Below are 25516 nucleotides of genomic sequence, written 5' to 3'. Positions count from 1 at the left end.
GTCCGCGTCAGTCACAGCATGTCACGTCGGCCGTGGCGGGACAGTGGAGGGGGACAAAAACGGCACGAAAAGGGCGGCACACGAGGTGCCGCCCTTTTCGTTGGAGCGTATTACGTAGTGATTGGCTGACTATGCAGTCGGCTGGTCAAAACGCTGGCCGGCCGGGTTGGACGGCAGGAGTGCGAAGATGAAGAGTGCAAGTCCGCCCAAGCCGGGAATCAGGCCAATCAGCACGATCCAGCCACTGAAGTTGCCGTCATGGAGACGGCGAACCAGCAGGGCAATGGACGGGATGAGGATTGCCAAGTAGAAGACGAGGGCCAGAATAAGGCCTACGACGGATCCCGGACCGGGAGTGGCGGTTCCGTTTGCAGAAACGGTGGCCCCGGCGCTGCCGAGAACCAAGGTCAGGATCTGCAGGACGAAGCCCACAACACCCAGAACCAGTGCCACCCACCAGTATTCGCTGCGGCTGGCGCGGCCGCTGAACGCGGTGTACTTCTTGAAGAAACGCTTGACGGCGGCACCGATCGGTGCCCCGTAGTAGGGAGCCCACAGCGGCGGTTCGCCGGTCTGTGCAGCGTACTGCTCGGTTTGTTGCGGTTGTTGCGGGTAAGCGCTCATTGGTATATCCCCCGGGGTTAGGTGTGAGTCGTGATGAAGCTTATTGCTCAGAGTGAGTCGTGCCTATCGTAATGCCCCCGAGGCCAATTAGGCAGTTCGATGGATGAAATTAACCCGGATTTAGCCTGATAACGGATTATGTCGGCCGGTAGCGGTCTCTCAGATCCCCTATTACCAGGCAGTAATGACGTCGATTTCCCCCGAGCCCGGCAGGCGTCCTCACACGGCGTAGTGCTTCCGCAGGTCCATCTTGCGGATCTTGCCGCTGGCAGTGCGCGGCATTTCCTCGACGAACACCACTGACTTGGGGATCTTGTACCGCGCCAGCCGGCCGTCGAGATGCGAGCGCAGTTGCTCCTCGGTCAGGGAACTTCCGTCCCGCAAGGTGACGATGGCACGGGGCACTTCACCCCAGGTATCGTCGGCAACGCCAATCACCGCCACGCTCCCTACAGCGGGCAACTCCGCGATGGCAGCCTCCACCTCGGCCGGGTAGATGTTCTCGCCGCCGGAGATGATCATGTCCTTGATCCGGTCGGAAACGAACAGGAATCCTTCCTCGTCCTGATGGCCCATGTCGCCGGAGCGGAACCACGAGGAATCCGCGTAGCTGTCTGCAGTGGCTTCCGGGCGGTTCCAGTACTCCTTGATCACGTTGGGCCCGGAGATCTGGATTTCCCCCACCTCGCCCACGGGAGCGACCCCGCCCATCGGATCAGCAATGCGCACGTCCGTGAAGAAGTGCGGAAGACCCGCAGATCCGGCCTTCTTCTGGGACCGCGATAACGGCAGCATCGTTGCACCAGGCGCGGTCTCGGTCATGCCGTAGCAGCTGGTAAACCCGATGCCCCGCAGCTCATAGGCCTCGAGGACCCGGTTCGGTACCGCCGAACCACCGCAGGTGAGCTTGTCCAAGGACGCCAGATCCGCCGTCGACCATCCGGGGTGATCGCAGAGCATTTGGAAGGTGGTCGGCACGCCGTTGAGGGTGGTGATCTTGTGCTTGGCTACCAGTTCCAGGACTCGACCGGCGTCAAACTTCGCTTCAAGTACCACCGTGGCTCCTTTGAGGAGCATGGGAAGCAGACCCATGTCCAGGGACGCCACGTGGAACAGCGGCGAGATCATGAGCGCAACATCGTTGCGGTTCAGGTCCATATCCACCACCGTGTTGATGCAGTTCCAGGTGATGTTGCCGTGTGTCAGCAGGGCGCCTTTGGGCTTGCCGGTGGTGCCGGACGTGTAGAGGATCATGGCTGCGTCGTCCAGCGTCACGGTCTCATCAAGCGGCGCCGCGGTTGCAGCGTCAAGCACCTTGCCATAGTGCTCGACGCCGGACGGCAGCTTGAGAGCGGAACCGTCAGTGACGTCGTCGGGCGCCACCACAAGACGGTGGGTTACCACTGTGTCCGTCACGGACGCGGAGGCCACGGCGTCCAGGGCATCGGCGTTGATCAGGAGCCGTGCGCCGGAGTCCTGCAGTTGAAACTGCAGCTCCGGAGCCGCCAAGCGGGTGTTCAACGGGACGAAGATCGCTCCCAGCAGCCCACAGGCGAAGAACGTCTCCACAAAGGACTCATGGTTCTCACCGAGGTAGGCCACGCGGTCCCCTTTGGTCACTCCCCTGTCTTTGAGGGCGTTGGCCAAGCGGTCGGTGCGATCGGCGAGCGCGGCGTAGCTGAGCGTCAGGTCACCGGAAATGAGTGCCGTTGCGGTTCCGGACTTGCTGCGGCGGCGGTGCAGCCAGGATCCAACTCCGTTGTTGTCCATGGTGCGCTACTCCTAACTGACCGTAGAAAGGTCGTTGTTCTTAGACTCCCGCGTCAGCAGGATGAAGACAATCGACACCAGCGACATGACGGACAGGAACACCACCACAGGGATGATGCTCTGGCCGGCGTCCTTGTAAAGGCCGGCGACGATTCCGGGGGTGAAGCCTGCACCAATCAGCGTGGCCAACTGATAGCCGACTGCCGCGCCGGTGTAGCGGTTGGTGGTGCCGAACTGCTCGGACACGAACGCGGCGAGGGGTCCGTACAGGGACGAGTGCAGAACCAGCGCCACCGTGAAGGCCAGGAAGACCAAAGCGATGTTGCCGGAGCTGAGCATCCCGAACATGGGGAACAGGTAAAGGATGAACAAGGCCAAGCCAGTAACCATGACCGGGCGGCGACCGAAACGGTCCGAAAGCCTACCGCCCAGCAGCACGAACAGGATGGAGATGGCCGAGGCACCTGCGAAGGCATAGAGCACGCCCTGCTGTGGTGCGCCCTTGGATACGGCGTAAGTCACGGAGAACGTGGGCAGTACTACCTGCAGTCCGAAGCCGGCGGCTCCGGCAAACATGATCATGATGAGCGCCTTGGGGCGTTTCAGAACTTCCAGGAGCGGGATCTTGCGTTTGGTCCCCTGTGCACTTTCCTTGGCCACGGCCTCGGCGAAGATGGGGCTCTCGGAAACCCGCAACCTCACGAACATGCCCACGATCAGCAGCACGAAGGACAACAGGAACGGCACACGCCAGCCCCATGCCAGGAAAGCGTCCTGCGGGAGGGCGGAGAAGATGCCCATGACCACAGTGCCCAAGACAGCCCCGGTGGGCGCGCCAGCATTCACGAACGACGCCGCGAAGCCTCGCCTCTTGGGATCGGAGTGTTCCAGGGCCATCAGTGCGGCCCCACCCCATTCACCGCCGACGGCGATTCCCTGACAGACGCGAAGGACCACCAGGATCACGGCTCCCCACGGGCCAATGACGTTGGCTCCAGGAATCAGGCCGATCAACGTGGAGGCAATACCCATCATCGCCATGGACACGATCAGCATGCCCTTGCGCCCTATGCGGTCGCCGAAGTGGCCGAAAATGATGCCGCCCAGGGGACGGGCAACATAGCCTGCCGCGAACGTGGCATAGGCAGCAACTACGCCAACCCATTCATCGGTGCCTGCGAAGAAGACTTTGGGGAAAGCGACCGCTGCCGCTGTTGCGTAGAGCAGGAAGTCGTAGAACTCGATGGTGCTGCCCAGATAGCTGGACATGATGACCGTGCGCGCCTCTTTGCGCTTGGCGGCCGTGCTCGGCTGTGCGAGCGCAGTGTGTCCTGACATGGCTGTTCCTTGGGAGAGGAGGGAAGGGAATTGGATCTTTACTTGTAGAAACGGGCCAGGAATTCGGCCACGACGGCGGGGCGTTCCTGGCCTTCGATTTCAATCGTGGCGTTGACCTTGATCTGGGCGCCGCCCTTGACCTCAGTGACCTCGGCAATGGAGCCCTGCATGCGGACCTTGGAGCCGACCTTGACCGGGGAGGTGAAGCGCACCTTGTCCAAGCCGTAGTTGACCTTGGTGGTGACCCCGTCTACGTCGAACAGTTCGCCCCAGAACGGGATGATCAGGGACAGGGTAAGGAAGCCGTGCGCGATCGGAGCCCCGAACGGACCGCTCTTGGCGCGCTCGGGTCGGTGTGGATCCACTGCTGATCGTCCGTGGCGTCAGCGAACAGGTTGATCTGCTGCTGGGTGATCTCACGGTAATCGGTGGTGCCGAGGTCCTTGGCGGACATGGTGAGCAGGGTGTCGAAATCGACGACGAGATTGGGCATCTTTGCCTCCTGGCAGTTGGTGTTGAGGTTTGAGAAGGACTAGCTGGTAAAGGCGCTGGCGCCGGTGAGGGCACGGCCGATGATGAGGGCGTTGATCTCGTGGGTGCCTTCGTAGGAATAAACGGCTTCGGCGTCGGCGTGGAAACGCGCGACGTCGGCGGCGAGGGTGATGCCGTTGCCGCCCACCACTTCGCGGGCCAAGGCGACGGTTTCGCGCATCATCAGGGACGTCTGCATCTTGGCCAAGGCCGAGTCCTGGTCCCGGTAGATGCCCCAGCCCTGCTGTTCAGTCAGCCGCACCACCAGTGAAAGCGAAGCGGTGATGTTGCCGAGCATCCGGGCCAACTTCTCCTGGACCAGTTGGAAGGATCCCAGCGACCGGCCGAACTGTTGGCGTTCCTTGACGTAGGCCAGCGCTGCTTCGAACGCGCCTGCTTGAATGCCGGTGGCGATCCAGGCTACGTCTGAGCGCATCGCCCGAAGCATCGAGGCAACGTCCTTGAACGAGTTCACCTTGTGGAGGCGCATGGCCTCGGGTACGCGGACTTTGTTCAGGGTGATGTGGGCGTTCTGCATCATCCGGAGCGAGGTCTTGCCATGGATCTTCTCCAGGCCGACGCCTGTGGCGGTCCGGTCCACGAGGAACGCTTTGACCTGTCCATCGGCGACGTCCCGGGCGAACACACACAGCACATCGGCTGTGGAGGCGCCCCCGATCCACCGCTTTGCGCCGTCCAGAACCCAGGTCCCGTCATCAGATCCGGTGCCGCCGTCGGAGTCTGTTCCTTTGCCTGGTTCGAAACGGGCGGTGGTGGAAAGCCCACCGGCGATGTCCGAGCCGTGCCCGGGTTCGGTCAGCGAGAAGACACCTTTGAGGGAGAAGTCGATGACCTGGGGCATCCACTCGCGCTGCTGCTCCTCGGAAGCACCAACCCGGATCGCGGTCCTGAACAGCCCTGCCTGGGCGGTGTACCAGGTGGCCAATGATGCGTCCGTACGGGCCAGTTCGAAAATCCGGAAGCCGTGGAAAATTCCTCTCGCCGGGGCGTCCACGGTGAGATCGGCCGGTTCCATGATGTCCAGATCAATCAAGGGCCGGGCTAGCTGCTCCGGGAAATCGCCGCGCTCCCAGTATTCAGCCAGCAGCGGTTTCGCCTGTGCGTCAAGGAAGGTCCGCAGCCGCCCCAGCACCCTGCGTTCCTCCGTGGTCAGGAGTGCTTCGGCGTCGTACCAGTCGGCGACGGAGTAGAGCCGCTGTTCCTTAGCTGTTGCTGTAATCGTGGTCATCTCAGACACCCAACCCCAGCAGCCGGACGGCGTTGTCCTTGAGGATCTTCGGACGGACTTCGTCCTTCAGTGGCAGGTCGGCAAATGCACCGAGCCACTTTTGCGGGGTGATCAGCGGGAAGTCCGTGCCGAACAGGACCTTGTCCTGCAGCACCGAATTCGAGGCTTTCACCAGCGACTCCGGGAAGTACTTCGGCGACCACCCAGACAGGTCAATGAACACGTTGGACTTGTGCGTCGCGATCGAGTTCGCCTCGTCCTGCCATGGCACCGAGGGGTGGGCCATGATGATCTGCAGACCCGGGAAATCAGCTGCCACCGCATCCAGCAAGAGTGGGTTGGAGTACGCCAGTTTGATTCCATACCCGCCAGGTAGACCTGCTCCCATGCCGTTCTGGCCCGTGTGGAAAATGCACGGCAGACCCAATTCCTGCAGGGTTTCCCAGAGCGGGTAGAGCTGCTCGTTGGACGGGTCGAAGCCCTGCAGCGAGGGGTGGAACTTGAAACCCCGGGCACCAAGTTCAACAGCCTGGTGCTTCGCCCCGGCGATCGCGTCCTCCCCCGTCCGCGGGTCCACACTGCCGAACGGGATCAGCACATCATTGTTCCGCGCAGCTCCGGTAATCAGTTCCGGGATGCTGTTCGGTTCATGCTTGAGCTGGGTCCGCGCGTCAACAGTGAAGACGACGGCGGCCATGTTCAGCTCCCGGTACACCTCGGCGATCCTGTCCAGCGACGGCGTCCGGTCCTCAGCTTTGAAGTACTTCGCCGAGGCCTCCGTCAGGGCTTCCGGGAGTGAGCCATGCCCGCAGCTGTCCACTTCGAGGTGGACGTGCATATCGATCGCCTCAAGGGCCGAGGCGTCGATGCCCAGTTCGTAACGGTCTGCCATGATCAGCGCGCCTGTACCGGTTCAGGCTTGAGTTCCTCGGGCAACGGCAGGAATTCCTCACCGTAGCTCTGCAGCGCATCAGAACGAAACAGCGAGCCGGTATGTTCCTGCAAAGCCTCGTAGCTCCAGCCGCCCTCGCGGTACTCGGTGCTCACCGGTGTCGGGTGCGTCCAAACCTGCAGCCGGTCACCACCGGCGCCGATCGCCTGGCCCGTGATCCCGGCAGCCGCGTCAGAGGCGAGGAAGGCAATCAGCCCGGCAACGTCGTCGGCCGTTCCAAATCCGAGGTCGTGACGGAAGAAGGACGGCATAGCCTCACCACGCTCTTCCGCCTCCACAGCCTTCTGGAAATACGGGACCGTCTTGGTCATTGCCGTGGCAGCGACCGGGATGACGGAGTTGACCGTCACGCCGGCCTTTTTCATTTCCAGGGCCCAGGTCCGGACCATGCCCACGATTCCAGCCTTGGCCGCAGCATAGTTCGTCTGCCCGAAGTTGCCGCGCTGGCCGGTCGGCGAGCCGATGGTGATGATCCGGCCGGCGACGTTGTTTTCCTTGAAGTACGCAAACGCCTCACGCACACACGTGAACGTGCCTTTCAGATGGACGTTGATGACGAGGTCAAAATCCTCATCCGTCATCTTCAACAGGCTCTTGTCCCGCAGGATCCCGGCGTTCGTCACCAGGATGTCCAACCGGCCGAATGCCTCCACGGCGCCCGCCACCAAAGCCTTCGCAGCATCCGTACCCCCCACCGGAACCACCACGGCGGTGGCCCGGCCGCCGTCGGCCTCAATCAGTGCAACAGCCTGTGCAGCGGTCTCATCGTTCACGTCATTAATAACCACGGCGGCACCCTGGCGGGCGAGCTCCCTCGCATAAGCGAGTCCAAGACCCTGTCCACTTCCAGTAACGATTGCAACCTTGCCGTTCAAGCTCATGGCGTGCTCCTTCGCATGCAGTAACCGGCCGGAGCCGGTGAGGCCGATCCCACTGCGTCGTGAGATCCTTGTCATGATCAATGAGAATACGGATCATTGAAAAAGTCAACGATTGTTTTTCATTACTATTGGAGTTGTCATGGGCCCGCAAAGCACCGAAGTGGAAACCCCGCGCTTGGCCGCAGCAAAAATCGGCAGCGATGTGGGCCTGTTGCTGGCCAAACTGCACGCCACGGGTTCACTGCTGAACAACAAGGCACTGGCAGATTACGGACTCAGGGAGCGATCCTTCTCCGTGCTGACTCTTGCGTGCAGCGGGCTGGAACCTACGCAGCGGGAGCTCGCCGATTTCCTCAGCCTGGACCCCAGCCAGGTGGTCAGCCTCGTGGACGACCTCGAACACCGCGGCCTGGTGAAGCGGGCCCAAGGCAAGCAGGACCGCAGGGCGAAGATCATCGTCTCCACAGCCGAGGGCCGGCGGATCCACAACAAGGCGCGGGCGGCCCTTGAAGTGTGCGAAGAGACCCAGCTTGCAGCACTGACGGAGGTTGAGAACGTCCAGCTGAGGGCGCTGCTCAAGAAGGCACTGTGGGGTTAAGTACCCTCCGCAGCTCCATTCACATAGCCGCCTAATGCTCATATATGAGGGCATTAAACTGCTTAGTGGTCGTAATCGCTATCATTATTTACTATCATGGAGACATGGGCACCAAGCGCACTTCCAATAGGACGCTACGAGCAGCCAGCACCATCGGCGAACAGTTGCTGACCTGGCGCAAACTCCTTGGCCTTACGGCTGAGCAAGTGGCAGACCGAGCCGACATTAGCCGCAACACCCTCCGCAAGATCGAGCACGGAGATCTCGGGGTTGGTTTCGAGGCGTTTCTGGATGTTGTCCGGGTGTTGGGCCTCACCGACCAACTGACCACAGCTCTTGATCCTTATGAGACGGATTTCGGGCGAGCCCGTGCGGACCAGAAACTCCCCGAGAGAGTGCGTCGATGACAGAACCCATCGACGTCGATCTTCACACGTCCAGCGGATGCATATACGTAGGGCGGGCCTATGTATCGGCACGACGGGGCGTTACAAGTACCAACTTCACGTATGACGCCAGTTTCCTTGCCCTGCCTGAGTCGTACGCCATTGACCCGGCACTGCCCGTCTTACGAGGCGCCCATTCGATCAAGGGTCTGCCCGGCTCCTTCGCCGACGCCTCACCCGACCGCTGGGGGCGGCACATCGTAGCCAAGCGGATGCAGGCAGAAGCCCGTCAGCAAGGTAAGAATCCGGGGACTCTCACCGACAGGGACTTTCTGCTTGGCGTGTCGGACCTGACCCGGCAGGGCGCGTTACGTTTTAGGGTTGGCGACGGACCACACTTAAGTGATGGAACTGACGTGCCCAAGCTGGTTCAATTGCCAGAACTCCGACGGGCAGCACAAGAAGTGGAAGCTGACCCGGGGAACCTGGGTGCACTCAAGAGACTCCTTGCGGCTGGAACGGGAAGTCTGGGCGGAGCCCGCCCTAAGGCGTCCGTCCAGGATGGGGCCAGGCTGGCGATTGCCAAATTTTCACATCAGGGTGACCTCTGGAAAGTCATTGCGTGGGAAGCGGCCAGCCTCGAAATGGCCCGTAGGGCTGGTATCGACACACCGGATCACCACCTGGAGCATCTCAACTCCTCCGATCCTGTCCTGGTTCTTGACAGATTCGACCGCGTCGAACAGCAGAGGATCGGCTATGTCTCTGCCATGACCATGCTGCAAGAACAGGACGGCGCCCGTGGCGACTATCTTGACCTTCTGGACGTCATCGATGAGAACTCCGAAGATGCCACCGCAGACCGAGAAGAGCTTTTCCGAAGGATCGTTTTCAATATTGTTGTCAACAACACAGATGACCACCTGCGTAATCACGGATTCCTTCGGCACCGCGCGGGATGGCGGTTGTCGCCTGCCTTCGATGTGAACCCGAACCCTGACGTCGATGGAGAGCACGCAACATCAATCGATGGAGCCACCAAGAGAGACGACGCAATGAAAGCCCTGCTGACTGTTGCTGAATACTTCGTCGAATCGGGCAAACGGGACGAGATCCTAAGCGCAGTGTTTGAGTCAGTTATGGGGTGGAGGGACGTCGCTCGTGCTTGCCGCATACCCGCGGCCGAAATTGAGCTTTTCTCCCCGGTCTTTGGCACAATGCCCCGCACTTAGTACATCAACAGCCGGGCAAGGGGACTCCCCCGCCCGGCCTCCAGCACCGGCAGTTCGATCCGCGCCGTGGTTCCGGTTGGAATCTCGACGACGGCGGTGAGGTAGCCGTCGTCGATCCGCCACTGTACCGAAGCGGTACCCGGCAAGCAGCACGGCGCCTCCTTCTCAGCCCTAAACCTCCCATGGACATCTGCACAGCCGTGCCGTGACGGCGTATGCACCTGTCCATACCGGCCCAGGGCCGCTTCTGTCAGGATCGGGAAGTATGAACCTCCCACTCTTCCACGATCCCCTGCAGGGAGCCGTCACTGTCGACGCGCCCTCGCGCGATCCGCAGCTTCACCGCCCAGCCCGCACGTCCCGACGGCATGCACACCCGGCAACGCGCAGCAGCAAACCCGGTTCCAATCCAACGCCCAGCGCCCGGCAGCGCGAAGTAGCCAAGGTGGCCGAAGATCTCCAGGCCTTGATGGCCCGGAGCGGCAAGCTGTAACACCCGGTTGGCGAGGTCCGGCGCGGGTACATTCACACCATGGGCATCCACATCGGCACCTCGGGCTGGAGCTACGACCACTGGGAAAATGTGCTCTATCCGCCGGGGCTTCCGGCTTCAAAGCGCCTGGCCCAGTACATGGCCAGGTTCACCACAGTGGAGCTCAACGCGAGCTTTTATCGCTGGCCCCGGGACACCTCGTTTGCGAGTTGGCGAAACCGCCTGCCTCCGGGCTTTGCCATGTCCGTCAAAGCGCCACGGGGGCTCACGCACGCCAAGAAGCTGTACAGCCCGGAGGTGTGGGTGGAACGGATCATTCGCTGCTGGCACGAGCTCGGCGACAAACGGGCCGTTCTGCTGGTGCAGCTGCCGCCTGGTTTCGCACGCGACGACGCCCGGCTGGACTACTTCCTGGCAGCCCTGCCCCCTTGGATCCGTGTCGCAGTCGAGTTCCGCCACGACAGTTGGGACCACTCTGACGTGTACGCGCTGCTTGAGCGCCACGGGGCCGCCTACTGCATCATGAGTGGCGCCAACCTGCCCTGCATCCTGCGGGCCACCGCGCCGTTTGTTTACGTTCGTCTGCACGGTCCGGACCATGGGCACCTCTACGGCGGCTCATACTCCGATGACGATCTCCGCTGGTGGGCGGAACGGATTCGGGAGTGGAGCGGCTCGGGCAAGGACGTGTACGTCTACTTCAACAACGACGGCGGTGGTAACGCCGTGCGAAATGCGGACACTCTGCGGTGGCTGCTGGGGGTCAGCTGACCTCGCTACGCCAAGCGTCCGCGCACGATCTCGCTGACAGTCTTGCCGTCGAAACGTCCTGCAACCTTGGCGGTGACGGGCTTCATCACGGCTCCGATGGAACGCATGGAAAGCTCTTGGCCATCAGCTTTCAGTGCCTCGATGGCATCGTCAACGATTGCTTCCACTTCCTCCCGGGTCAGTGCCTTTGGCAGGTACGCCTCGATGATTTCAGCCTCAGCGACTTCGGCGGCTGCTCGGTCGGTTTCACCGGCTTCCGTGTAGATCCGGGCCGTGTCCCGACGCTTGGCAGCTTCCTTCTGAAGCAGCGAGGTGACCTGCGCGTCGTCGAGCTCCACCGGGGTCTTACCTGACTTTTCGCGGGTGGTGATCTCGCCCAGCACGTTGCGCACTGTGGTCAGCGCAACTTTGTTGCCCGCTTTCATGTGGTCAACCACGTCGGCTTTCAAGCGCTCTTTGAGGGTCATGATGTTGCTCCTTGTTTCGGGATTCTCTCTGCTATCTTCCCAGCTTGGCCGCTCAACAAGGTCTCCCGCCCCACGGAGACAACCTCGTACCATGGGCGGTGTGATGCTACAGGCTTGCCTCAACGGGGCTCGAAATGTCTCGCTCCACCAACGGCTGTCGGCAGATCCCGCCATAATTGCCCAGGAAGCTGCGGCGGCAGTGGCTGCAGGCGCCCACAGCCTGCACCTTCATCCGAAGAATCCTCAGGGCGCGGACACCATGGAAGCGCACTACGTCACCCAGTGGCTCCGCGCAGTGCGCCATGCCTGTCCTGACGTGCCTGTGGGCGTGACAACGGGCGCCTGGACTTCCCCCGACGCATCATCCCGCGTGACGATGGTGGAGTCATGGCGTGACGCACCGGATTTCGCCTCCATCAATTGGCACGAGGACGGGGCCGAAGAAGTGGCCGGCGCCCTTCATGCCCGCGGCATTGGCATCGAGGCGGGAATTTGGCACGCGGACGCTGCCCGCCAGTGGGCCTGCTCGCCACTCCGGGCTGAATGCCTGAGGGTGTTGATCGAGCTACAGGACATCCCGGCCAAGGAGGTGGAAGGTGAGGCCACATTGCTCTTGGAACTGGTGCGGGAACCAGCGGTCCAGATGCCAATCCTGCTCCACGGTGAGGAACGGTCCACATGGGCTGCGCTGAAGCTGGCGGCCCGGTGGGGATTGGACTCCAGAATCGGACTCGAAGACACGTTCCTGCTCCCCCACGGAGAGCGCGCTGAAGGCAATGCTGAGCTGGTTGCCGCCGCCAAGAGCTTGCTGTCGCCTGAATTGTAAGCGTGCCTTTTCAACCCGCAGGCGCTACATCATGGCTGCCGGTCCCGCGTCAGGACTCCTTTGAAGGCAATGTACCTGGCGGATCCTGTTCCGCTGGTTCCTTCTCGATGGGCCCGCTGACAACAACTTGCGCGGGGCTATGGAGGAGGTAGCCGTTCAGCCAGGAGAACAAGGCACGGATCTTTTGTTGGAGGCCGGACAACAGGGCCAGGTGCACCAACAGCCAGGACAGGAAGGCAAGGATGCCTTGCAGTTGGATTCGCTTGCGGCCCAGCTCTGCCACCGCGGCGCCACGACCCACCATCGCCATATAGCCTTTGTCCACATAGTGGAAGGGCGCCCGGCTGCCTCCGCCGAGGTCCGCAAGGATGTTCTTGGCGGCCCACTTACCGGCCTGTTGAGCCACGGACCCCAGTTGCGGCAGCTTCGCACCTGTGGAGTCGGTGATGTTGGCGCAATCCCCAATGACGTACACGCTCTTCGCATCCGGAGCCGTCAGGTCAGTGTTGACGTCAATGCGGCCCCCTCTCCCCTGCGCCAGCCCGGACCCGGCAATGAGATCGCCTGCTTTGAGGCCTCCGGCCCACACCACGATTTGTCCAGGGACCGAACTCCCGTCCGCCAAAGTCACTCCGTCCGCCCGGACCTCAGTGACGCCCACTCCCATGTGAAGGTGAACGCCCACCTTCTTCAAATGATCAGTGGCATAGCTCTGGGATTTTTTGGAGAACATGTTCAGGACACTGGGAACCATATCCACCAAATGCACCCGGCATCGTGCTGCGAGCTCCGGCGAGAAATACTTGCTCACTACGTACTTGACGTTTTCCGCCATCGCTCCCGCGGTCTCCACACCGGTAGGCCCGCCTCCCACCACCACTACGTCTACGGAACCGTCAGGGTTTCTGTCGGCTTGGTCCAGCAGCCGGGTAAGGCCAGTGCCAAGCCTGGTGGCGTCTGTGACGGAGTACAGCGGGAACGCCAACTCCTCTGCGCCCGGGGTATTGAAGAAGTTCGGAACCGCCCCCACGGCGATCACCAGAATCCCGGCGCGCAGAGTTCTTCCATCTGACGTGATAACCGTGCGCTCTGCAGCACTCACTGACTCGACCTTCGCAGTCAGGACTTTCACCGTTTTATACCGGCGGAAAACTGCACGCAGCGGCCGGGCGATGGCTGACACGCCAATCTGGGACGTCGCTACCTGATAAAGGAGCGGCTGGAACTGGTGGTAGTTGTTCGAATCGATCAGCAAGACCTTTACACCCTTGCGTCCGAGTTCCTTGGCTGCCGCTACGCCTGCGAAACCGGCACCGACAATGATGACTTGGTATGAGTCCTCCATGCGAGCAACTTACTTCACTCCAAGTCCGGACAAAAGGGGCTCGCAATCGCCGTCGTGCGTTTACCATCTGGCCCTGAAGGGTACGCAGTGGGTAGTGTTCTGCATTCGGCAACGCACGCGGAGGAGTGATCTTTGTGAACGAGGACGGACTGACGGACGCGGTGCAGGAAGCCGGTGCCGTGGAGTTGCTGCTGATCCGGCACGGTGAAAGCGAAGGCAACGTGGCCGCGACGGAGGCACGCTTGTCCGGAGCGGAGGTTATCCAGGTTCCTGCCAGGGATCCCGACGTGAACTTATCCGGCACGGGCCAGGAGCAGGCGAAAGCACTGGGAACGGCCCTCGCCCGGATCGCCGAAGAGTTCAGGCCGGATGCCGTGGTGTCCTCCCCCTATGCCCGCGCCAAACAGACAGCGGATATCGCCGTGGAGACGGCTGGCTGGCCCCTCAAGGTACTCACCGATGAACGCCTCAGGGACCGGGAACTGGGGATTTTGGACCGGTTGACGCGCTTGGGCGTCGAGAAGAGGTACCCGGACGAAGCCGAGCGGCGGCTATGGCTGGGAAAGCTGTACTACCGGCCACCCGGCGGGGAATCATGGGCTGACGTGGCGCTCCGCCTGCGTTCCATCCTGGATGAGCTCAACACCCTGGGAACAGGGCACCGGGTGATGCTGGTCTGCCACGATGCCGTCATCCTGCTGGTCCGTTACGTCCTGGAAGGTATGTCCGAGGAAGAAATTCTGGACCTTGCCGCGACCACATCGGTGCTGAATGCGTCGATCACCCGTTACGTGCGTCCTACCGGCGCAGGCCCCTGGGAACTGGAGAGCTTCAATGTGGCTGACCATCTGGCCGAGCAGGGAGTGGCAGTGACAGAACATGCAGGAGACGCCAGTGTCCACCCGCAGTGAATCCAGTGCTGCCATCCTGGTGACGCCCTCGCTGCTGCGTGACTGGCCGTTGCCGGCACCGGGCGAGGACAAGTACTCGCGTGGAGCAGTGCTGGTGATCGGAGGGGCCCGGACCACGCCCGGCGCGGCGCTGCTGGCCGGTACGGCGGCGCTTCGTGCCGGGGCCGGGAAAATTACTCTGGCCGTCGCCGAGTCCGCTGCGGTGCAGATTGGCGTGGCCCTGCCTGAATGCGGAGCTGTTGGCCTGCCCGAAAACACCAACGGCTCACTGACCGGCGAGGACCTGGACCGCATCGCCGGCGACCTCGAGAAAGCGGATGCCCTCCTCATTGGGCCCGGCCTGGACGACCTCGACCTCGCCGAGGCACTGCTGCGGGCGTTGCTCGAGCGGGAACAGTCGGAAGCCGGCGCCGGCACCGAAGGAGGTCCCGCCGTCGTGCTTGATGCTTTTGCCTTGGGAGTGCTGGGCAGGATCGAGGAGGAGCTGGCACCGTGGCGGGGAAGGCTGATCCTGACGCCCAATCCGACGGAAACCGGGATATTGCTGGGCCGGGAGGTGGAAGACCTCGAACGCGATGTTGCCGCTGTGGCAGACCGGTTTGATGCAGTGGTGAGTTGCCAGGGCATTATTGCCGGGCCGTCGGGCGCAGGCGGGAAGTTATGGAAGATCACCACCGGGTACGGCGGACTGGGGACGTCCGGCAGCGGTGACGTTCTCACTGGCGCCGTAGCCGGGCTGCGGGCGCGGGGAACCAGCGATACGCAGGCCGCCTGTTGGGGAACCCACCTTCACGCTGCGGCGGCGGATCGTTTGGCCAGCAAACTCGGCCCGCTGGGTTTCCTGGCACGCGAGCTGGCCGACGAACTTCCGGCCCTGATGCTGGAGCTCAACACCTGAGCTCCAGCCCTGAAGCAGCCGGCCGACGGCTGCCGCAGGGACTTAGGCAGGCTTCAGCAGCCCATGCTCGACGACGGCGGAGCGGGACAGCGTTTTGTAGCCCTCCTGTTCGAACAGGACCGTGATGACATCATCCTCGTGGCGCATCACCAGGCCTTGCCCCCATTCCTTATGTACAACCGTGGACTGCAAGGGAAACGTCTCCCCGGTGTCGGAGGCGGGCGCCCGGTCCAGCGTGTCGTCGTCGTGCCTGTCAGCGCACGGGTCGCAGTTGCCGCAAGGTTCCGGCAGGTGCTCACCGAAGTAGCCCAGCAGGAACTGGCGTCGGCAGCTGTCTGTCTCCGCATAGGCGCGCATCATGGTGAGCCGCGACTGTTCCACGCGCTGCCGGGCCTCCGCACGTACGACGGCGCGCCCCACCAGGGTGGACACCCTGGCTTTCGATTCAAGGCGCGTTCCGCGCTTGCCGGTGCTGACGGCACCCACTTCCTCCAGCTGGTTCACCAGTGCGGTGATCCGCCGGGCGGGGAAGCCCGTGAGCTCCACCAATGCGGTCTTCGGGGCAGGAGCGCCGGCATTCTTGATGACCTTCAGCACCGCCGTGAGCGCATCGGGGTCCGGGGAATGGGTGCTGAAGAACTTACGCAGCCCCAGGTCCTCCGCCCGGTAATGCAGGATCGCCTCGGCGGAACCGCCGTCCCGGCCGGCCCGGCCGATCTCCTGGTAGTACGAGTCCAGTGACGCCGGAATGTCGGCATGCACCACAAACCGCACGTTGGGCTTGTCAATGCCCATGCCGAACGCCGTGGTGGCAACTACTACATCCACTTGGTCATCCATGAACGAATCGTGGATGGTCTCCCGGTCAGTGTCCGATCTGCCCGCGTGATACGCCTCCGCACGGAGCCCGGCATCTGCCAGTTTTGCTGCGTACTTTTCGCTGTCCTTGCGGGTGGCAACGTACAGCAGCCCCATCCCTTTCGCCGCAGCCAGGGAGGCAACGTGGTCCAGCACGGCTGTTCGTTTGGCTTTGTCTTCCTGGTGCCGGACCACTGTGAGGCTGATGTTTGGCCGGTCGAAGCCGCGGATCAGGACCAACGGGTCTTTCATTCCCAGCCGTTCCACGATTTCGTCGCGCACCGGCGGGGAGGCGGTGGCAGTCAGCGCCACCACGGGTGGGTTGCCCAACTGCTCGCGGACGGTGCCCAAGTCGAGGTAGTCGGGGCGGAAGTCATGGCCCCAGGAGGACACGCAATGGGCCTCGTCCACCACGAACATGGTGATGTCCAGCGCGGCGATCCGTTCTACCGTCGCTTGCTTGGCCAGTTGCTCCGGAGCAAGAAACAGGAAGGTGGCTTTGCCGGATTCGGCCGCCTGCCAGGCGGTCTCCACCTCGGAATCGCTGCGGGAAGAATTGATGGCGACGGCGGCATGGTGGCCCAGGTCCTCCATGAGCCCGTCAAGCTGGTCTTCCTGCAGGGCAATGAGAGGAGACACCACGACGGCGGGGCGTCCCGTCTGCTGGTAAAGGTACTGTGCCGCCACTTGATAGGTGGCGGATTTGCCGTACCCGGTGGGCATGACGGCCAGGACATCACGGCCCCCGGCCAGGGCGCTCATACCTGCGAGTTGGCCATCACGCAGTTCAGGAAGGGAAAAAGAAGACGCCGCGAGGGCGCGCAGGGCAAGGTCATCAGACATTTCGTAGGGTGGCTCCGCATTGAGGTTCCTGCGGCCACTTGCATCAGCCGAGGTGACCAGCCTATCGGAGGCGGGGATCCGACGTCGTGCGCTGCTTGACCCGCTGTGGATAACGCCCTGTGCCTGTTCCCTATCGGCGTACCCGGTAGATCAGGTGGGTCACCCGAGTGCCCGGAATAATCACGGGCTCATCAAACACGAGGTCGCCATCACGTCCTCCAAACCACGGGATACCGCTTCCGAGCAGCACCGGCACCAGGTCCACACGGAGCTCATCCACCACGCCGTGCCTTATGCATTGCTGCACGATGTCTGCCCCGGCAACTCCGATTTCTCCGCCGGCGGCGAGAACGGCAGCGCGCTCCAGTGCCGTTTCCAGGTCCCCGGCGAACTCGAAGGGCACGGGCCGGCCGTCCCGCCTGGTGGGCGGCCAGTCCGCTGGGGGTTCGCGGTGCGTCAACACCACGGTGGGCGATTCATTGGGCGGATGGCCTCCCCACCCCTTGGTGATGTCGAACAGCCTGCGGCCTGAGATGAACGCCCCCTCACGCGGAAGCGAGTTCCAGTACGCAGCATCGGCTTCACTGAGGTGGAACGGAACAGGGTGTCCCGGCATCCAGGTTTCAACGTCCCCGGCCTCGTACCAGTCGAACAAGGGGCCCACGGTGTCATCGTCGCGGGCGATGAAGCCGTCCAGGGACATCGAAAACTGGGCCGAGACCCGGCAATTCCTATACATGAACTCAGTGTCGTGGGTGCGTGCGGGTTGTCAAGATGCGAACCGCCAAGCGGACCGAAAGAACGACGGCGACGCTACCGCCCGCTGTAGTGTCGCCGTCGTTCTTTCCAGCGTTAAAGTGCAACCTTAGATGGGGTTCCCGAACTCGCGGATGGTGATTCCGGTGAAGTTTGCCGGACCACCGTCAGCATAGAGGGAGATCCCCGTGTCCCCGTCCGCGAAGTGCACCTGCTGCGAAACCACCGAGTGCCCGGAATTCACAAACACCTCAACACTTTGGGTGTCGACAAAAATGCGAAGGTGGACGGATCTGGCGTTGGCGTCGATAGGAGCGGCGGCGCGGGTGTAAGGGGCCAGCGCATAGCCGCTTTGGTCCGAGGGTGCGCGATCGACGTACAGCTCGTCGCCGTATTTGCCGATGTTCGTATGGCGGCTGCCATTCGACGAGCGGCCCACCGACACTCCAACGTTCGCGGCGGTGTCCCAAGAGATATCGAGCTCCAGCTCATACGCCCGCCCGCTCCACGGCAGTACGAAACTGCCGTTGACGGTGCGGTCCGGAAGGGTGGTGCTGGACGTGACATAGTTCGAAAGCGCCGGAACGGGCGTGCTGAGCAAGGTGTACCAGCCGCCCGATTGGCGCTCAAGCCTGAGCTCGCGCGTGATGGAATTCTGTCCGTTGTAACCATCGGACACGTCCGTGGGCACGTCGCGGGCCGCGTATTTCCAGTTGTTCATCCACGCGGTGGCAAGGCGCTTCGTCTCCGGTGCTTCCACGGCCGGCCAAGTCACGGCGGCGTACCAGTCCCATCCCCAGTCAAGCCACTGCGGTGTAAGGTTGTCCGCGATGAACGCTGTGCCGTTCCATGAACCTGTCCAGTAGGCAAAGGTCATGGGCAGGCCAATGCTGTAGGCGTCCATGCTCGCGCCGAACACCCAATGCCGGGTGCCGTCCCCGGCGGTCATCTCGAACAGATCCGGGCATTCGATGCCGCCGAGGGCATGGTTGGGGAAGTCGAAGTTGGACTTCCATTGCCAATCGCGCAGGTTGGGAGAGGTGTAGAAGGCAGCGTAGCGGGCCCTGCCGATGACACAGACCCACTCGTTACGCGTCGCGTCCCAGTGAATCTTGGGATCGCGGAACCATTCTGCGTTCTCCACCTCGGCGGGGGTGGCGGCCGTCCGTCCGTCAGTGTTCACAATGACCGCCTCAGGCAATGCGGTAAAGGTGTAGCCGCCATCCGTGGACCAGTACAGGTACTGTTCCTGGAATTTCCGGATGCCATCCGTGGGTTGGGTGGCGAGTGCGATCACAGCGCCGGCACCGAAGCCGGCAGTGTTGGCGGTGTCCACTACGGCCGATCCCGACCACACGGGGAAGTCCGTCTGCAGTGGCATCACCACTCCATGGTGGGTGTACGACACTCCGTCGGAGGTGGTCGCATGGTCCCATCCGCCCGGTCCGTTGTTCTGGCCGGAGTGAAGGTAGTAGAGCTGGTAGGCGCCGTTGGTATGAACGGGACGCTGCGGATCACACAGCCAGCCCGAGGGCGGCGTCATGTGGTAAATCGCCCGGAGGGATGTCTGGGCGTGGGCGGCCACGGGGATGGCGCTGCTCATGAACAGTGCCAAGGCACCAACTCCTGCACCTTGCAGGGCAGTGCGGCGAGAGATGTCATACGTCATTGATGTGTTCCTCTCAGTGCTTGGCGGGCGCGACGGCCTGCCAAACGTCATGGTGATGAACGTGCGGGGCCGTCGGGAAAGGTCCCGGGCAGCCTGGTACTGCACGTCAGTTGGAGAGCTGGATCGGTACTCACGGCCGGGTTCGGACGGCTCAGCATCGAGCGGCCCGGTGAGTCATCGGCTACGCAGGACATTAGCGGCGGACGTTTCTGCGGTCAAGCGTTTTAGCACCACAATTTTGGCGGAAAATAAAATTTGCTAAAACGCTTGATCGGCGTGACGATTCACGCTAACTTACGAGTGATCAAACGCTTTAGCAGAACGGACATCAGCGCAGATGAAACACCCAGTCTTCTTCCAACCCGCCGACGGATGGGTTGGGGACCTTATCCCCTACGAGAAGGACGGGGAGTTCTGGCTCTTCTACCTCCACGAAGACCGCTCGGACCCAAAACCCGGCACGTCATGGAACCTGGTCACCACCAAGGACCTCACGCAATTTGAGAACCATGGCGTCTCCCTGCACCATGGCAGCGAGACCGACCTCGACTTCAACGCCTACACCGGCAGCGTCGTGGCGGACGGGTCCGGCGTCCACCACCTCTTCTACACCGGCCAAAACCCCCGGAACGTCGGGGCCGACGGCGCGCCCCTCCAGTTGGTCATGCACGCCACCAGCACCGATGGCATGCGGACCTGGCAAAAGCATCCGGAACTGACTTTCGGCGCTCCGGACGGCTACGAGTCCGGGGACTGGCGTGATCCCTTCGTGTTGTGGGATGACAGCAAGAAGCAGTGGAGGATGCTGTTGGCCGCCCGGCACTCCACCGGTCCGGAACGCCGCCGCGGCGTGATAGCCCAGTGCGTGTCCACTGACCTGATGACCTGGCATTACACCGATCCGTTCTGGGACCCACGCCGGTACATCACCCACGAATGCCCGGATGTCTTCGCCTGGGGTGACTGGTGGTACATGGTGTACTCCGAGTTCTCGGAATCGTTCACCACCCGCTACCGCATGGCCAAAAGCCCCGACGGTCCGTGGACTGTGCCGGACCTGGACAGCATCGACGGCCGCGCCTTTTACGCCTCAAAGTCCGCCGAGCGCGACGGTCGCCGGTTCTTCTTTGGCTGGATCGCCACCAAGGAAGGCAACACCGATCATGGGCCATGGCAGTGGGCCGGCACCATGTCCGTGCTGGAAGCCCGCCAAAACCCGGACGGAACCTTGGCATTCTCCTTCGCGGACGAGCTGGTAGAGAGCTTCTGGGATGACGTCCCGGCGTCCCTGACCAGTGCGTTGCCTACCCGGCTCGATGTGCCGGACGGATACACGGCAAAGGTGTCCGACGAGGAGTTGCCGCAGCAGTTTTACGCCAAGGTGGTGCTGGATATCGCCCCGAACACCACCGAGTGCGGCTTGCTGCTCCGCTCAAGCAACGACGGCGACCATTCCTACGTCCTCCGTCTGGAACCCAAGCGTGGCCGGCTCGTTTTCGACCGCTGGCCGCGCGCCATCACCGGCGATGCGCAGTGGCACGTCTCAGGTGATGTCCCGTTCGACGTCGAACTTGAGCGGCCCTGCGACCTCACCCCCGGCGTGCACACGCTTGAGGTCATCGTCGACGGCGACACTTGCGTCGCCGTCGTCGACCGTCAAGTGGCGCTCAGCGCCAGGATGTACGACCTCACTACCGGCCGGATCGGCGTCTTTGCCGGCGAAGGAACCGTCACTGTCACCGAACTTGAGATACGACAGCGCACCGAGAACTGAATAACCCACCCCAACCTCTGTTCCAATCAAGGGAGATTGCCGCAATGAAGAAACTACTCCGTGCTGCCGCCGTCGCAGCCGTCGCCGCTTTGGCCTTGACAGCCTGTGGCGGCGGAGGAGCTGCTACAGACCCCTCCAACGTCAGCCCCACCGGAGAGATCAAGCCCCGCGAAATCTCGTGGCTCCTCTCCAGGCCTGCCGATGGCGCCGTCATCAACATCATGAAGAAGCTCGCCGACGACTACGCCAAGGACCACCCAGGGTTTGCACTGAACCTCATCACCACCCCGGACCGGCCCTCCTACATCCAGAAACTCGAAACCCTGGCTGCGGCCAACAAGCTCCCCGAGCTGTTTGACACGGACGCCACACCGTTCGCGCAGCAGCTGGCCAAGCAGGGCAAAATGGTGGAGGCCGACAAGCTGCTGAAGTCGCTGGATCTCTACGACGACTACCGGCCCGGAGCCCTGGACTACCAGCGCTTCGATGACGGATCCCTGTACATGATCCCGTTCCAGTTCGAGCTGGAATTCATCTGGTACAACAAGGCCCTGCTCCAAAAAGCGGGCGTGGCTGTCCCTCAGTCCTTGGACGACATCCCAGCGATGTGCACGGCCCTGCGCAACGCAGGAATCACGCCGATAGCCATCGACGGGCAGGACCAGTGGCCGCTGGAACGCTATGTCGCGTACCAGCCGTTCCGGGCTGCCGGACCGGACTTCGTCCAGAAACTGAAGAAGGGCGAAGCTGCGTTCAGCGATCCCGCGGGTCAGAAGACCGTTCAATGGATGGCAGAACTCGGCAAGGCCAAGTGCTTCCAGGAGGGCTTCTCCGCGCAGGGCTACTCAGACGCGCAGAACCAGTTCACTTCCGGCGAAGCCGCGATGTACAACATCGGCACGTGGGAACTTCCCAGCCTCGCCACCGACAAACTCAACCCTGACGTCCGGGACGACATCGACTTCTTTACCCTTCCCACAACACCGGGTTCGGTGACGGCGGCCAATGAGTTCGTTTCCCCCTCCGGCATCGGCATGGCAGTGAACTCGAAAACGTACGATCCCCTGGTCAGCGACTTCCTGAAGTTCGCCTTGGAGAAGTACCCGGCTGAGTACGCTGCCACCGGGGCGCTCTCCCCCACCACGACCGTGGAGACCACCGTCCCCGCGAACGCTACGCCGCTGTACAAGAAGGCCCTCGAAACGGCCAACACCCTCGGGGAAAAGCAGGCGATGCCGTGGGACACCCAGCTGGACCCCACCACCAACGGCCGACTGCAGCAAGAGCTGGTCCTCCTGGTCCAGGGCAACATCACGCCCGAACAGTTCACCAAGACCATGGACGACGCCATCAAGCAGAACGCACCCAAGTTCTTCAAGTAAACCGAAACGGCGGGGGCCGGTAAGGCCCCCGCCCGAAAGGCCCACCATGCTTCCCAACAGGTCAAGAACCTCAGTCCTGGTTTTCCTGCTCCCACCCCTGCTGCTCTACTGCGCAGCAGTCCTCTTCCCCATACTTCAGTCCCTGTTCCTGAGCTTCTTCTCCTGGAACGGCATCAGTGACATGGAGTTCGTCGGGCTGGCCAATTACGTCCGAATGCTCACGGCTGATGACATCTTCTGGCGTTCATTCTTCAACGCCCTGGTCTACCTGGCCATCTGCCTGGTCCTGCAACTGGGCGGCGCCCTGGTTGTCGCCAGCCTGCTCACGTCCCTGCGCAGGGGACGTGAACTGATCAAGACCCTGTATTTGCTGCCCGCAGTGATCTCCACGGTCGCCATTGCGTTCCTTTTTGTCCGTATCTACTCCATTGATCCTGTCGGCCTGTTGAACCAGCTGCTGCACTGGATAGGACTCGGTTCCCTGGAGCGGGCCTGGTTGTCCGACGTCAACACAGTGCTGGCCGCGGTCTCCGCCCCTGAAGGATGGCGGTTCACCGGGCTGTACATGCTCATCATTTACGCGGCCCTGATCGCTGTGCCCAAGGAACTCGAAGAAGCCGCGGTCCTGGACGGCGCATCGAAGTGGACGCTCTTCACCAAGATACGTTTCCCCTACATCCGGCCCGTGTGGATTACCACCACCATCATGGCCACCACCTACGGCCTGCGCGGTTTTGATATCCCGTATCTCATGACCAACGGCGGCCCGGGACAATCCTCCGAGCTCCTCACCACCTATATGTACAAGACAGCCTTCACCAGCACGGATTTTGGCTACGCAAGTACCATCGCCGTCTTCATCGTGATCGAGTGCCTCGTCGCCGTCGGCCTCATCTTGTTCATGCTCAAGCGGAAGGCAGATTCATGATCACCCAGACAGCCCCGGCTCAGCCGACCCGCGCCCGGGTTCCTTCTCCCGCCCCCCAGCGCCGGCGTCGGAAGCCCAGCTTGTACCGGACGCTCTCGAGGGTCCTGATCATGCTCATCGTGATCGTCCAGGTGTACCCGCTCGCCTGGCTGTTCGTCACCAGCCTGCGGACCGAACACGACTTTGCCACCGGTGATCCGTTCGGACTCCCCAGCTCGTTGACGTGGGAAAACTATGCCCGCGCCTTTGAAACCGGCGACCTGGGACGGAACATCCTGAACAGTTTCATCGTCACCATGGGCGCCAACATTTTGATTGTCTTGTTCGGCATGATGGCCGCCTACGCCATCCAGGTCCTTGGCTTCCGCCTCAGCAAGTTCGTCCGGGGCTTGTTCCTCGTCGGCATCATCGTTCCCGTCCAAATCGCGCTGGTCCCCCTGTTCATCGACTACTCCGCGGTGAACCTGCTGGACACCTACCAGTCGATGATCATCCCCCTGGCAGGCTTCGCCCTCCCGATGTCCATCTACCTTTTCTCGTCCTTCTTCGAATACATACCGCGCGAAACCTATGAGGCAGCATCCCTGGATGGGGCCGGACCATACCGGATTTTCGGGCTGATCACGCTGCCCCTCTCCCTCAACACCGTGGTCACCGTGGTGCTGGTCAACAGCATCTTCATCTGGAACGACTTCATCTTCGCCAACACCTTTGTTCTCTCCGAGGACCTCAAGACCATTCCCCTGGGCTTGCAGAACTACATCGGCGCTATGGGCAAGGTCGACTGGACGGCCACCTTCGCCGCCGTCTGCGTGACCATCACACCGCTGCTGCTGGTATTCCTGGTCCTCAACAAGGCCATGATCCAAGGCCTTGAGAGCGGAGCGAACAAGGGATGAGCGCTATGGCCGACGGTTATACTCCTGAAGGAGGACAGATGATTTCGCAGGAGAGAGAGTCAGGCAACGCGGCCACCCCCGCCGTTCCTGTCAGAGCAGGCCGTGCCCATCCGGTGACCCTCCGCGAAGTGGCTGAACTGGCCGGAGTATCCACTGCCACGGTCTCCCTGGTGATCAACAAGAAGAAGAACGCCCGGATCGCCGACGAAACCCGCCAACGCGTCACCCGGGCGATCACCCAACTGGGTTACCGTCCCAACGCCATGGCCAAAACGTTGGTAAGCGGCACCTCCAAGTTCATTGGACTGGTTGCCGACGGCGTAGCCACTACGCCGTTCGCCGGCCAAATCATCCACGGCGCTCAAGACGAAGCCTGGAAACATGGTTATGCCCTGCTGATCGCGAACACCGAAGGCAACCAGGAGCTCGAAAAAGACGCGATCGCCATGATGCTGGAATACAAAGTGCGCGGCATCTTGTACTCCACCTGGTTCCACCGCCCTACGGACATCCCCGAGACCCTTCGGGAATCGGACTTCGTCCTGGTCAACTGTTTCTCCCCCGACGCCGGGGCCGCGCGGGCCGTAGTACCGGATGAAGCGCAAGGTGGACAGTCTGCCACCGAGATCCTGCTCCGCGGTGGCCACCGTCGCATCGCCTTCATCAACGCCACCACCCCCGCACCTGCCAGGGATGGCCGGCTCCAGGGGTACAAGGACGCGCTCGATGCCGCCGGAATTCCCTTTGATCCGGCGCTGGTGCTGGAGGCCTACCCTGATCAGGAAGGCGGTTACGGCGCCACGGAAAGCCTGCTCACGCTTGGGGTCAGTGCCGTGTACTGCTACAACGACCGCATGGCCATGGGACTTTACGATGGCCTGCGGGAAAACGGGCTGTCCATCCCGGAGGACATTGCAGTGGTGGGTTTCGACAACCAGGAAGTCATCGCTGCCCACCTGCGTCCGCCGCTCTCCACGGTGTCACTGCCTCATTACGAACTGGGCGCGGCCGGCGTTCGCATGCTCCTGGGCCTGGATGCTGCTCCCCTTGAATCAGCTGTGAAGATCGCCTGCCCGCCGGTTGAGCGGGCGTCCGTAGCTGTGCGTTCGCCGGATTAGTACTCCTGCACAAATAA

25 protein-coding genes and 1 pseudogene are annotated in these 25516 nt (G+C 62.2%); 13 read left to right on the top strand and 13 right to left on the bottom strand.

Annotated features, from left to right (window positions below; genetic code table 11):
• Positions 1-129 precede the first annotated feature (129 nt).
• From CGK93_RS05010 to CGK93_RS04980, 7 genes and pseudogenes are all read right to left on the bottom strand, one after another.
• Complete coding sequence (locus CGK93_RS05010; RefSeq protein ID WP_089593866.1) at positions 130-624, bottom strand: DUF805 domain-containing protein; 495 nt, start codon at positions 622-624, stop codon at positions 130-132.
• A 219-nt stretch (positions 625-843) separates the two neighbouring features.
• Positions 844-2394, bottom strand: a complete 1551-nt coding sequence (menE, locus tag CGK93_RS05005) for an o-succinylbenzoate--CoA ligase (protein WP_089593865.1) — start codon at positions 2392-2394, stop codon at positions 844-846.
• A 12-nt stretch (positions 2395-2406) separates the two neighbouring features.
• Positions 2407-3732 (bottom strand): MFS transporter, encoded by a 1326-nt coding sequence (locus CGK93_RS05000; protein ID WP_089593864.1) that lies wholly within the window; start codon positions 3730-3732, stop codon positions 2407-2409.
• Positions 3733-3770: 38 nt separating this feature from the next.
• Positions 3771-4225 (bottom strand): annotated as a pseudogene (locus CGK93_RS04995) (MaoC family dehydratase).
• A gap of 39 nt (positions 4226-4264) precedes the next feature.
• Entirely contained in the window at positions 4265-5512 is a 1248-nt protein-coding gene (locus CGK93_RS04990; RefSeq protein WP_089593863.1) for an acyl-CoA dehydrogenase family protein, read from the bottom strand.
• A gap of 1 nt (position 5513) precedes the next feature.
• A complete protein-coding gene (locus CGK93_RS04985) occupies positions 5514-6404 on the bottom strand; it encodes an amidohydrolase family protein (RefSeq protein WP_089593862.1) in 891 nt (296 codons plus the stop codon).
• A 2-nt stretch (positions 6405-6406) separates the two neighbouring features.
• Positions 6407-7345 carry an SDR family NAD(P)-dependent oxidoreductase gene (locus CGK93_RS04980; RefSeq protein ID WP_089593861.1) on the bottom strand — a complete coding sequence of 313 codons (939 nt, stop codon included), beginning with the start codon at positions 7343-7345 and terminating at the stop codon, positions 6407-6409.
• 139 nt (positions 7346-7484) lie between these two features.
• On the opposite strand from CGK93_RS04980, the gene CGK93_RS04975 reads away from it, so the two are divergent.
• The 3 genes from CGK93_RS04975 to CGK93_RS04965 all read left to right on the top strand — a co-directional run bounded on the left by CGK93_RS04975 (position 7485) and on the right by CGK93_RS04965 (position 9561).
• Positions 7485-7943, top strand: a complete 459-nt coding sequence (locus CGK93_RS04975; RefSeq protein ID WP_089593860.1) for a MarR family winged helix-turn-helix transcriptional regulator — start codon at positions 7485-7487, stop codon at positions 7941-7943.
• A 104-nt stretch (positions 7944-8047) separates the two neighbouring features.
• Entirely contained in the window at positions 8048-8350 is a 303-nt protein-coding gene (locus CGK93_RS04970; RefSeq protein WP_089593859.1) for a helix-turn-helix domain-containing protein, read from the top strand.
• A complete protein-coding gene (locus CGK93_RS04965; protein WP_089593858.1) occupies positions 8347-9561 on the top strand; it encodes a type II toxin-antitoxin system HipA family toxin in 1215 nt (404 codons plus the stop codon). Before CGK93_RS04970 ends, CGK93_RS04965 begins: the two co-directional genes overlap by 4 nt.
• Here CGK93_RS04965 and CGK93_RS23455 read toward each other — a convergent pair.
• Complete coding sequence (locus CGK93_RS23455; RefSeq protein ID WP_157731609.1) at positions 9558-9707, bottom strand: alpha-L-rhamnosidase C-terminal domain-containing protein; 150 nt, start codon at positions 9705-9707, stop codon at positions 9558-9560. The genes CGK93_RS04965 and CGK93_RS23455 overlap by 4 nt on opposite strands.
• 119 nt (positions 9708-9826) lie before the next feature.
• On the opposite strand from CGK93_RS23455, the gene CGK93_RS04960 reads away from it, so the two are divergent.
• Both CGK93_RS04960 and CGK93_RS04955 read left to right on the top strand, forming a co-directional pair.
• The gene (locus CGK93_RS04960; RefSeq protein WP_089593857.1) at positions 9827-10054 is read left to right on the top strand and encodes a hypothetical protein; all 228 of its coding nucleotides are present in this window, start codon (positions 9827-9829) and stop codon (positions 10052-10054) included.
• Positions 10055-10093: 39 nt separating this feature from the next.
• Positions 10094-10825, top strand: a complete 732-nt coding sequence (locus CGK93_RS04955; protein WP_089593856.1) for a DUF72 domain-containing protein — start codon at positions 10094-10096, stop codon at positions 10823-10825.
• Positions 10826-10830: 5 nt separating this feature from the next.
• On the opposite strand, the gene CGK93_RS04950 is transcribed toward CGK93_RS04955, so the two are convergent.
• The gene (locus CGK93_RS04950; protein ID WP_089593855.1) at positions 10831-11292 is read right to left on the bottom strand and encodes a GatB/YqeY domain-containing protein; all 462 of its coding nucleotides are present in this window, start codon (positions 11290-11292) and stop codon (positions 10831-10833) included.
• 91 nt (positions 11293-11383) lie between these two features.
• Here CGK93_RS04950 and CGK93_RS04945 point away from each other — a divergent pair, with 91 nt between their 5' ends.
• Positions 11384-12118 carry a 3-keto-5-aminohexanoate cleavage protein gene (locus CGK93_RS04945; protein ID WP_198318356.1) on the top strand — a complete coding sequence of 245 codons (735 nt, stop codon included), beginning with the start codon at positions 11384-11386 and terminating at the stop codon, positions 12116-12118.
• A 49-nt stretch (positions 12119-12167) separates the two neighbouring features.
• On the opposite strand, the gene CGK93_RS04940 is transcribed toward CGK93_RS04945, so the two are convergent.
• Positions 12168-13463, bottom strand: coding sequence for an NAD(P)/FAD-dependent oxidoreductase (locus tag CGK93_RS04940; RefSeq protein WP_089593854.1), 1296 nt, complete (start codon positions 13461-13463; stop codon positions 12168-12170).
• Between the two features lie 125 nt (positions 13464-13588).
• On the opposite strand from CGK93_RS04940, the gene CGK93_RS04935 reads away from it, so the two are divergent.
• Together CGK93_RS04935 and CGK93_RS04930 are read left to right on the top strand one after the other, a co-directional pair.
• Positions 13589-14374, top strand: a complete 786-nt coding sequence (locus CGK93_RS04935; RefSeq protein ID WP_089593853.1) for a histidine phosphatase family protein — start codon at positions 13589-13591, stop codon at positions 14372-14374.
• Positions 14358-15272: an NAD(P)H-hydrate dehydratase gene (locus CGK93_RS04930; RefSeq protein ID WP_198318352.1), complete on the top strand. Its 915-nt coding sequence runs from the start codon at positions 14358-14360 to the stop codon at positions 15270-15272. Before CGK93_RS04935 ends, CGK93_RS04930 begins: the two co-directional genes overlap by 17 nt.
• 42 nt (positions 15273-15314) lie before the next feature.
• Here the strand turns inward: CGK93_RS04930 and CGK93_RS04925 are convergent, their stop codons facing one another.
• From CGK93_RS04925 to CGK93_RS04915, 3 genes are all read right to left on the bottom strand, one after another.
• Positions 15315-16973, bottom strand: a complete 1659-nt coding sequence (locus CGK93_RS04925) for a RecQ family ATP-dependent DNA helicase (RefSeq protein WP_089593852.1) — start codon at positions 16971-16973, stop codon at positions 15315-15317.
• Positions 16974-17103: 130 nt separating this feature from the next.
• Positions 17104-17712: a dihydrofolate reductase family protein gene (locus CGK93_RS04920; protein WP_089593851.1), complete on the bottom strand. Its 609-nt coding sequence runs from the start codon at positions 17710-17712 to the stop codon at positions 17104-17106.
• Positions 17713-17838: 126 nt separating this feature from the next.
• Complete coding sequence (locus CGK93_RS04915) at positions 17839-19398, bottom strand: glycoside hydrolase family 32 protein (protein ID WP_089593850.1); 1560 nt, start codon at positions 19396-19398, stop codon at positions 17839-17841.
• 337 nt (positions 19399-19735) lie between these two features.
• Between CGK93_RS04915 and CGK93_RS04910 the strand changes: the two genes are divergently transcribed.
• The 5 genes from CGK93_RS04910 to CGK93_RS04890 are packed head-to-tail and all read left to right on the top strand — an operon-like array spanning position 19736 to position 25499.
• Positions 19736-21172, top strand: a complete 1437-nt coding sequence (locus CGK93_RS04910) for a GH32 C-terminal domain-containing protein (RefSeq protein WP_089593849.1) — start codon at positions 19736-19738, stop codon at positions 21170-21172.
• 44 nt (positions 21173-21216) lie between these two features.
• Entirely contained in the window at positions 21217-22554 is a 1338-nt protein-coding gene (locus CGK93_RS04905) for an ABC transporter substrate-binding protein (RefSeq protein ID WP_089593848.1), read from the top strand.
• A gap of 46 nt (positions 22555-22600) precedes the next feature.
• Positions 22601-23482, top strand: a complete 882-nt coding sequence (locus CGK93_RS04900) for a carbohydrate ABC transporter permease (RefSeq protein WP_089593847.1) — start codon at positions 22601-22603, stop codon at positions 23480-23482.
• Positions 23479-24381, top strand: a complete 903-nt coding sequence (locus CGK93_RS04895; RefSeq protein WP_089593846.1) for a carbohydrate ABC transporter permease — start codon at positions 23479-23481, stop codon at positions 24379-24381. The genes CGK93_RS04900 and CGK93_RS04895 overlap by 4 nt, the downstream gene beginning before the upstream one ends.
• A 38-nt stretch (positions 24382-24419) precedes the next feature.
• The gene (locus CGK93_RS04890) at positions 24420-25499 is read left to right on the top strand and encodes a LacI family DNA-binding transcriptional regulator (protein WP_089593845.1); all 1080 of its coding nucleotides are present in this window, start codon (positions 24420-24422) and stop codon (positions 25497-25499) included.
• Positions 25500-25516 lie beyond the last annotated feature (17 nt).

It is taken from the genome of Arthrobacter sp. YN, from assembly GCF_002224285.1.
Classification (GTDB): Bacteria; Actinomycetota; Actinomycetes; order Actinomycetales; family Micrococcaceae; genus Arthrobacter.
This window is presented reverse-complemented; position numbering and strand designations above follow the sequence as displayed.

What these genes read in the sequence shown, in the direction of transcription:
- CGK93_RS04900 (WP_089593847.1), top strand. Translation starts at nt 22,601, where the DNA reads ATGCTTCCCAACAGGTCAAGAACCTCAGTCCTGGTTTTCCTGCTCCCA.
- CGK93_RS04890 (WP_089593845.1), top strand. Translation starts at nt 24,420, where the DNA reads ATGATTTCGCAGGAGAGAGAGTCAGGCAACGCGGCCACCCCCGCCGTT.
- menE (WP_089593865.1), bottom strand. Translation starts at nt 2,394, where the DNA reads ATGGACAACAACGGAGTTGGATCCTGGCTGCACCGCCGCCGCAGCAAG.
- CGK93_RS04955 (WP_089593856.1), top strand. Translation starts at nt 10,094, where the DNA reads ATGGGCATCCACATCGGCACCTCGGGCTGGAGCTACGACCACTGGGAA.
- CGK93_RS04975 (WP_089593860.1), top strand. Translation starts at nt 7,485, where the DNA reads ATGGGCCCGCAAAGCACCGAAGTGGAAACCCCGCGCTTGGCCGCAGCA.
- CGK93_RS04985 (WP_089593862.1), bottom strand. Translation starts at nt 6,404, where the DNA reads ATGGCAGACCGTTACGAACTGGGCATCGACGCCTCGGCCCTTGAGGCG.
- CGK93_RS05010 (WP_089593866.1), bottom strand. Translation starts at nt 624, where the DNA reads ATGAGCGCTTACCCGCAACAACCGCAACAAACCGAGCAGTACGCTGCA.
- CGK93_RS05000 (WP_089593864.1), bottom strand. Translation starts at nt 3,732, where the DNA reads ATGTCAGGACACACTGCGCTCGCACAGCCGAGCACGGCCGCCAAGCGC.
- CGK93_RS04990 (WP_089593863.1), bottom strand. Translation starts at nt 5,512, where the DNA reads ATGACCACGATTACAGCAACAGCTAAGGAACAGCGGCTCTACTCCGTC.
- CGK93_RS04950 (WP_089593855.1), bottom strand. Translation starts at nt 11,292, where the DNA reads ATGACCCTCAAAGAGCGCTTGAAAGCCGACGTGGTTGACCACATGAAA.
- CGK93_RS04960 (WP_089593857.1), top strand. Translation starts at nt 9,827, where the DNA reads ATGAACCTCCCACTCTTCCACGATCCCCTGCAGGGAGCCGTCACTGTC.
- CGK93_RS04945 (WP_198318356.1), top strand. Translation starts at nt 11,384, where the DNA reads ATGGGCGGTGTGATGCTACAGGCTTGCCTCAACGGGGCTCGAAATGTC.
- CGK93_RS04905 (WP_089593848.1), top strand. Translation starts at nt 21,217, where the DNA reads ATGAAGAAACTACTCCGTGCTGCCGCCGTCGCAGCCGTCGCCGCTTTG.
- CGK93_RS04970 (WP_089593859.1), top strand. Translation starts at nt 8,048, where the DNA reads ATGGGCACCAAGCGCACTTCCAATAGGACGCTACGAGCAGCCAGCACC.
- CGK93_RS04920 (WP_089593851.1), bottom strand. Translation starts at nt 17,712, where the DNA reads ATGTATAGGAATTGCCGGGTCTCGGCCCAGTTTTCGATGTCCCTGGAC.
- CGK93_RS04965 (WP_089593858.1), top strand. Translation starts at nt 8,347, where the DNA reads ATGACAGAACCCATCGACGTCGATCTTCACACGTCCAGCGGATGCATA.
- CGK93_RS04895 (WP_089593846.1), top strand. Translation starts at nt 23,479, where the DNA reads ATGATCACCCAGACAGCCCCGGCTCAGCCGACCCGCGCCCGGGTTCCT.
- CGK93_RS04940 (WP_089593854.1), bottom strand. Translation starts at nt 13,463, where the DNA reads ATGGAGGACTCATACCAAGTCATCATTGTCGGTGCCGGTTTCGCAGGC.
- CGK93_RS04915 (WP_089593850.1), bottom strand. Translation starts at nt 19,398, where the DNA reads ATGACGTATGACATCTCTCGCCGCACTGCCCTGCAAGGTGCAGGAGTT.
- CGK93_RS04980 (WP_089593861.1), bottom strand. Translation starts at nt 7,345, where the DNA reads ATGAGCTTGAACGGCAAGGTTGCAATCGTTACTGGAAGTGGACAGGGT.
- CGK93_RS04910 (WP_089593849.1), top strand. Translation starts at nt 19,736, where the DNA reads ATGAAACACCCAGTCTTCTTCCAACCCGCCGACGGATGGGTTGGGGAC.
- CGK93_RS04925 (WP_089593852.1), bottom strand. Translation starts at nt 16,973, where the DNA reads ATGTCTGATGACCTTGCCCTGCGCGCCCTCGCGGCGTCTTCTTTTTCC.